General features: G+C 42.0%; 5 protein-coding genes. 4 read left to right on the forward strand and 1 reads right to left on the reverse strand.

The features are described 5' to 3' along the window. Window positions 1–179: 179 nt before the first annotated feature. The 4 genes from CXF82_RS04075 to CXF82_RS04090 all read left to right on the forward strand — a co-directional run bounded on the left by CXF82_RS04075 (window position 180) and on the right by CXF82_RS04090 (window position 3,915). Window positions 180–1,424 carry an MFS transporter gene (locus tag CXF82_RS04075; RefSeq protein ID WP_101091398.1) on the forward strand — a complete coding sequence of 415 codons (1,245 nt, stop codon included), beginning with the start codon at window positions 180–182 and terminating at the stop codon, window positions 1,422–1,424. Between the two features lie 143 nt (window positions 1,425–1,567). Beyond that, window positions 1,568–2,266 carry a DUF3313 family protein gene (locus CXF82_RS04080; protein WP_102043709.1) on the forward strand — a complete coding sequence of 233 codons (699 nt, stop codon included), beginning with the start codon at window positions 1,568–1,570 and terminating at the stop codon, window positions 2,264–2,266. Between the two features lie 405 nt (window positions 2,267–2,671). Then, window positions 2,672–3,271, forward strand: a complete 600-nt coding sequence (locus CXF82_RS04085) for a Crp/Fnr family transcriptional regulator (RefSeq protein WP_145991653.1) — start codon at window positions 2,672–2,674, stop codon at window positions 3,269–3,271. Between the two features lie 110 nt (window positions 3,272–3,381). Next, on the forward strand, window positions 3,382–3,915 hold the full coding sequence (locus CXF82_RS04090; RefSeq protein WP_102043710.1) for a YgjV family protein: 534 nt from the start codon (window positions 3,382–3,384) through the stop codon (window positions 3,913–3,915). A gap of 78 nt (window positions 3,916–3,993) precedes the next feature. On the opposite strand, the gene CXF82_RS04095 is transcribed toward CXF82_RS04090, so the two are convergent. Then, window positions 3,994–6,831: a TonB-dependent receptor domain-containing protein gene (locus CXF82_RS04095; protein WP_102043711.1), complete on the reverse strand. Its 2,838-nt coding sequence runs from the start codon at window positions 6,829–6,831 to the stop codon at window positions 3,994–3,996. Window positions 6,832–7,139 lie beyond the last annotated feature (308 nt).

The raw sequence follows: 7,139 nt of genomic DNA on the forward strand, positions 1-7,139 counted from the left end.
GCCACCACTTTCTGTGGGAAAGCATCAGAATCAAATACCGGGAAAGAATGAATGTTCAACAAAATACTTGACCGTTTTAAGCAATAAAAAGTCACTATAGCTCAATTCAGTAAGCATAATGAAGCGTAAGCTGCGCACTTTACTGTAAAGCAGTTATCTTTTTTGCTCGAGGACACACAATGGCAAAGCTCAAATCTCCTTTTCTGGCCAGCAGCGCCTTTTTAATGCTGGGTGTTTTACTGATCTCAGTGAGTTTACGCAGCCCCATTACAGGAATAGGCCCTTTACTCGACGCCATTCGCGCTGAGCTCAATCTATCCGCCACTCAAGCAGGTATGCTCACGACCTTACCACTGCTTGCATTTGCCTTTTTCTCCCCTATAGCGGCAAGACTTGGGCGCAAACGCGGGCTTGAACAAGCACTGATGTTATCGCTGTTATTAATCACGTTAGGCCTGGTTATCCGCTCATTGGGCAATACATTAGGCCTCTTTAGTGGCACGGTAATCATAGGTGCCGGCATTGCCATTGCCAATGTGCTGTTACCAAGCTTGATGAAACGAGATTTCCCTAATAAAATTGCCACCATGACTTCAATCTACGTATTGATGATGGGGGCAGGTTCGGCCCTCAGTGCTGGTTCGGCAATACCACTGGCTGAGTTCGCAGATTCACTCTCTATTAGTTTTATCCCCAATTGGGCCTTTTCGTTAGTCAGTCTAGTTTTGTTTCCCATCATTGCGATGTTGGTATGGCTGCCGCAATTGCGTAACCATACAGCTCCAACAAAAGATGCAATGGAACTTGATAGCCATAGTTACCTTTGGCGTAATGCTGACGCTTGGCACATCACCCTATTTTTAGCCATGAACTCATTTTTGATGTACATCTTCATCAGCTGGTTACCAACAATCTTGGTCGAACAGGGCTACAGCCACCATGAAGCGGGCGTTATTCATGGCACGTTACAGCTGTTCACCGCAGTGCCCGCCGTACTACTTATCCCGTTAATGGCTAAAATCGACGATAAGCGACTCTTGAGTTTCGGCTTAACCCTCATGGCGTTTATTGGGATCTTAGGCTTGATCCTTGCGCCCGCCCACGCAATGATTTGGGGAATGATGTTTGGTTTTGGCGCTGGCGGTGGTTTCATTGTCGCATTAGCGCTGATCAGTTTGCGTACCTCTAGCGCTCATCAAGCGGCTACATTGTCAGGAATGGCACAGTTTCTGGGTTATCTTTTTGCAGCAACGGGTCCCATTATAATGGGTGCTATTCATGAGGACACTGGCAGTTGGCAGCAACCATTAATCGTCTGTGCAGCCGTGGCGCTTGTTTGGAGTACATTCTCCGTTCTCGCCTCTAAGAGCAAGCTGATCACCTCAGCAACATTGCCTTTAGCACCGCGAGTCATGAGTAAATAATCAGCCTATATAACGCTAAATATATATCGTTTATATAAAGCTTATCTCGATTTGATAACGCCGCTCCTTTAAATCAATACACTGCAGAGACTGAAGCTAAGCACACTCGTGTTTAGCGCTTTCTTTCTTAAAGGTAACGACTGATGAATTTTTCTCCCGCTCATATACTGTGCACAAGTTTAGTATTACTACTGAGCGCATGCGCTAGCAATGCCCCAATTTCGCCAGATTATTCCACTGCAGATTTACCGACTAACCGCCAGTTTCATGAAGTTAATTATGGAAATAGTAATAAAGGGGTGCAGTGGGTCTCTAACAAAATAGAGCCTCATTACTACCACTCACTTATAGTGTCCCGAGTTGAGCTAACACCTGATACCCATTATGACGCGCAGATCCCGCTGTCGGTACTCAATGATTTAGCGATTAACGTCACCAGTAAACTAGGTGATTACATATCGCCATCGATTGATGTGGTCGATAAAGCCGGTGAACATGTCGCAGTGTTATCAATCAGAGTGAGTCGTGCCACAGTGGTCAATGCCGATCTAAAACTCAGACAACTAATGCCAGTTGGCGCTGCACTTACCTTGTTAAAAGGCGTTACAGGAAATGAGAGTAAAACAGCTAAAATCATCATTGAAGCCAAGATTAAAGACAGTGTTTCAAAAGAGCTATTAGCGGAGCGGATCTCAATCATCGAAGCCACTGGGGCGATAAAAGGTGACTATGCTGAGCTTAATTACAATCAAATCCAATACAATGTCGCCAGACTAGAAGGTGAAATCCGTACTTTTATTCAGTCTGCGGCCTATGAAGCACGCCAAGCGCCTGCCCATTAACGATGGTAAATGGTTGTTGCTAAAAATAAATGAACAGTGAGAGTCAGAGTTACCATCATTTGGGCCCATTTGGGTCTGATCACTGCCATTCTCTGGGTCATTGAGCGTTATCCAAGCTAAAATCGCGCCTTAGGATTTAACACTGGATCACCTTCACAATCTTATGGCACTATTTCCAAGCTTTAATGACGTGCACTGCTGGCTTGTTGAAGATACATTTTGATTCGTATCACTGACGTTGAGACTTAATTCTCTCAATACCATTTAGTGGGAGTAGCTTCGGAGATATTGGCCATGTAACCTTGGCGCTTGCCTAGTACGCTTTTTGATCGGAAGCGCTTTCAAGACATATAAAACAATGAGAAGCTTGGCTAGAGTGAGTGTAATAATTAATTGATGAACGCTATGAATATCGATTCAAAATCTATCCAAGTTGATAACTGTCTAAAGGTGCTCTCCACCGCGTTAAACACATTGGGCCTCGATCAAAGCGCTATTGATGAAACGTTACTTCAATGTCAGTGTTTTAATGCCAGTAGTGGCCAGATTTTATTACGCCAAGGTCAACCACAGAATAACGCCTACTTTATCGTTTCTGGGATCCTTAAAGCTTGTCATTATAGTGGGAGTGGCGCTGACTTATCTAAGGAGTTCTATTTTACGCATGAGCTTTGCTTCCTTTACGCCTGTTGGTTAACCGGACATGTAGCTGAATATCAAATAGAAGTAGTAGAAACCGCACAACTACTGCAAATACCTTTAAGTTTGCTGTCTCAACCACAATGGCAAACCGGTAAAATAGCATTACTTAGCCAGCAACTAATTTATAAAGAACAAAAAGAAGCTTTCTTGTTACTTAATACCCCTGAGCAGCGTTATCAATTCTTAATCGAACATCGGCCTATTTGGGTTAAAAAACTCAATAATATTCAGTTAGCCAGCTACATTGGTATCAGTCCTGTGAGTTTATCTCGGTTAAAGTCACGACTTTTCGAGCAAAGCTAAGTTTAATCCCCCTAATGAACTTAGGTTAATTACTGTCGCTGCGATTCAATATAGTCTTAAAAAAATGAAAGGCTTACAACCCGTAAGCCTTATAATATTAAGGCTGCAGTATGTCTGCTTTTATGCTGTCACAATGCTTAATTGCTATCGCAATTGTGTTCGATATTCTTTCATTTCAATTTAAACAAAAACAAAAAATAGTGGCCTGTTTATCTGTTTCCGGCGTACTCATAACCAGCCATTTTGCACTACTTGAACAATGGACGGCCACAGCGTTAATGTTACTCGCAACCATCAGATATTTCGTCACTATTTTTAGCCACTCAAAACGCTTAATGTATATTTTTCTATCTTTAAACACACTCGTAATGATGCTAACTTTTTCCGGAATGTTGAGCTTACTGAGCTTTGCCGGCAGCTCAATTCAAACCATGGCAGCTTTTTGTCAAAGCGATCAACGTCTGCGGCAACTTATGCTCATAGGTACCAGTATATGGCTTATCAATAATATGCTCGTTGGTTCACCCGCTGCAGTGTTAATGGAGTTGCTCTTTATTGGGAGTAATCTTATTGCTTACCATCGCTATTATGGTTTGATTGTTAAAAATAAAAAAAGATTGAGCAAAGTTCGTGATAAAACATAAAAAAGCCAGTAGTGATTAACTACTGGCTTTCAATTAATTCGCAATGTCCATTTAGGACATTGCTATCTTAAGTTACTACTAAATCTTATAGTTAGCACCTAGGAAGAAAGCACGACCGGTAGTGTCATACAAACCAGCACCATCATAAACATATGGGTTACGTGGTGGCGCTAAGTCGAACGCATTCTTCACACCAAAGCGTACAGACAATGAATCAGTGAAAGCATACGAACCAGTAAAGTCCCAAACTGTAGACGATGGAATATCGTTATAGTTGTTGTTCTCTGGCTGCCAATCATTACTAGCAACTGATGAATGACGATAGTTTGCTCTTGCTTCTAGATTAAGTACATCTAAGTTCCAACCAAGGCTAAACATCGCTTTCCAGCGAGGGTCGGTATACTCACCAACATCAACCTGTAAATCTTCAGCAAAACCAGTCGGGTTAGTTTGCCACTCTTCTAGATACGTTGCGATAACGTGAACTTTAAAGTCACCAAAGCTGTCAGTTGGGATATCGTACTGACTTTCAATATCAACACCTTTAACATCAAACGAAGCTGAGTTTACAGGGCTCTGGACGAAATCAACGATATCGCCAGTCGAACCATCACGGGTAAATCGGCTGCAATAAACATTATCTAACGACTCAGAGTCGTAGCAATAACGAACTGCCACATCTACGTCGATATATTCAATTGCATCTGAAATTTCAAAAGCCCAGTAATCAACTGTGATAGAGAAACCTTCAAGATAGCTAGGCGTATAAACAGCACCGACTGTGTAATCGTTTGAAGTTTCGGCTTTTAGATCAGCGTTACCTGCATTACTACCAGGGGTATTACTCTGGTAAAACGAATCACTTGGATTCCAACCTTCTGGTAAGCCACTAGCCTGACAGTTTGCTTTACGATTGTCATTTGGACCTAACTCGACGTTGATTTTGTCACAAACGTCAGTAAAGCTTTCAAATGTCTGTCCAGCAGGACTAAATAGCTCACCAATGTTTGGTGCGCGCACAGATTTTGACTTTGTTGCACGAATACGAAGATCTTCAATTGGTGCCCAGTTTAAACCGACTTTCCAAGCATCGTCATTACCCGCTGTGCTGTAATCCATCCAGCGATAAGCAAGGTCAATTCCTAAGTCATGTGCAAGGAACATATCAGACAATAGTGGAATACTAAATTCAGCTGCAAACTCGGTTACATCATATTCACCCTTCATAGGGTTAGCATTGTTACCAAAAATAGTACCATCGACTAACGCTTGATCTGGGTTTGTTTCTGACTCTTCCTTACGGTAATCAGCACTGAACGCAGCACTAACATAACCCGCGGGTAAATCAAATAACGCACCACTAACCACTAAACCAGCAGTTGTTTGGGTTGTTTTAGCAGTTTGGCCTGCGCTAGTACTAACCCAGTCGATAGCTGCTTGGCTTGCTTGGTTTTCACCAAAAAGATTTAAAGGAACACAGCCTGCCGCTTGTGCATCGGTATCGCGACAAACGATACTGCCATCAGCTGCAAGGACTGAATCTTTAGCTTGGTTATAACGGGCATCCCAAATCTCACCACCCCATACAGTGGTTTCATCTAGCTGACCACGTTGAGCATGAAAAGAGTAATCCCAATCATCGCTGATAACACCTTCGATACCGATTAGGAATCGCATTGTTTCGCGATCTTGGTTATAAGTACGGTTACCAAACTCTCTATCCATACGATAAAGGTTAAAGCCAGTCATTCCTGTGTCAGTCATTAGCTGACGCGTATCATCAGGAAGGAAAGCATTATCTGCTGCGATAGGGTTGTTAGTATGGAATACTGGTGAACTTTCACCGTTAGATTGATAATCAACATAAGTAATCTCAGTGAAGATCTTATGATCGTCATTGATTTCATAATCAGTATTTAACGTAAACACCATGCGCTCTAGCGGTGTACGTACTAAACCGTAGTTTACAGGATCATAACCTTCACAGCTTGGGCCACAGTAATTACCATTGTTACCCGGACCTTCAATTAGACCTTCGCCGTAATCAAATACCTTCATATTGCCATTTTTATCGAAGGTGTATTGACCACCGTCATCAGCAAAGAAAGTACCCGCTTCATTAATCCAAGATAGCGGCTTACGCCCCTCATAAGCAATACGTGCTGGAGCACCATCAGATGTGTCTGGATTATAAATACTATTAACTGGGTTATCTAAGAAATCTCTATCTGATTTACGTAGCTCTTGTTGCTCTGCATAGGTAAAGTTAAATACCGTAGAAAGCTTATCATCAATGAAGCTGCCGCCCGCTGTAAGAGAGAACTGGCTTTCTTCACCGCCGCTTTGCTCTGGCTGAATATAAGAAGCATCAAGCTCAATGCCTTCTACGTCGGTACGAGTAATAATGTTAATAACACCCGCTATGGCATCAGAACCATATACCGCAGATGCACCACCGGTAATCACTTCGATTCTTGCAACCATTGCTGTTGGAATAGTGTTTAAATCGACAGCTGAGCTACCATTTGAACCTGCAACAAAGCGACGACCGTTAACTAATACTAGAGTACGGTCAGAGCCTAAACCACGTAGGTTTGTTTGGTTCAGCCCGTTTGCAAAAATCGTATTATTTGATGTTTCAGGAGAGATACCAACAGTCGATGACGGAAGTTTATTCAAGATATCGGCAACGTTAGTGATACCCATATCCATCATATCCGCACCAGTAATGATAGTTACTGGAGTTGGAGACAATTGACCAATACGCTTAATTTTTGAACCTGTTACTTCAATTCGTTCTATTTTGTTTTCATCTTGCTCTTCAGCATAAACTGCCGTGCTTGCAAGTAACGCTGCACTCGTAGTTGCAAGTAACGCAACTCGTACTGCATTAGTTAAACTGCTTATTGATGTCATATTCAACATTCCCTTTGTTAGTTATGTACTCAATTTTTTTAATCTTATTGAGTTTTATAATTTTTTAATGTGAAACCTTCAACATTTACAGCCATCAATTTACATGCTCAACACATTTAGTCAACAATAAGTGCGACTTTAATTAAATAAACGTGAGTAAAGTTAAATTTCCAGCAAAGGGGACTCGGAATGCAACAAAAAATCAACATCTAAAGTGAGGCGTATCCAGCAATGGTGTACATTTAGTGAACTCTACTTAACAACCGTAGGGATAGGCTCGCGCTTCATTTAAATGTTATAACGCAAAA

Origin of the sequence: Shewanella sp. GutDb-MelDb, from assembly GCF_002836075.1 — a bacterium.
Lineage (GTDB): Bacteria > Pseudomonadota > Gammaproteobacteria > Enterobacterales > Shewanellaceae > Shewanella.

Bases quoted from the DNA above. Each gene is read 5' to 3' on its own strand.
- CXF82_RS04090 (WP_102043710.1), top strand. From the start codon at position 3,382: ATGTCTGCTTTTATGCTGTCACAATGCTTAATTGCTATCGCAATTGTG.
- CXF82_RS04075 (WP_101091398.1), top strand. From the start codon at position 180: ATGGCAAAGCTCAAATCTCCTTTTCTGGCCAGCAGCGCCTTTTTAATG.
- CXF82_RS04080 (WP_102043709.1), top strand. From the start codon at position 1,568: ATGAATTTTTCTCCCGCTCATATACTGTGCACAAGTTTAGTATTACTA.
- CXF82_RS04095 (WP_102043711.1), bottom strand. From the start codon at position 6,831: ATGACATCAATAAGCAGTTTAACTAATGCAGTACGAGTTGCGTTACTT.
- CXF82_RS04085 (WP_145991653.1), top strand. From the start codon at position 2,672: ATGAATATCGATTCAAAATCTATCCAAGTTGATAACTGTCTAAAGGTG.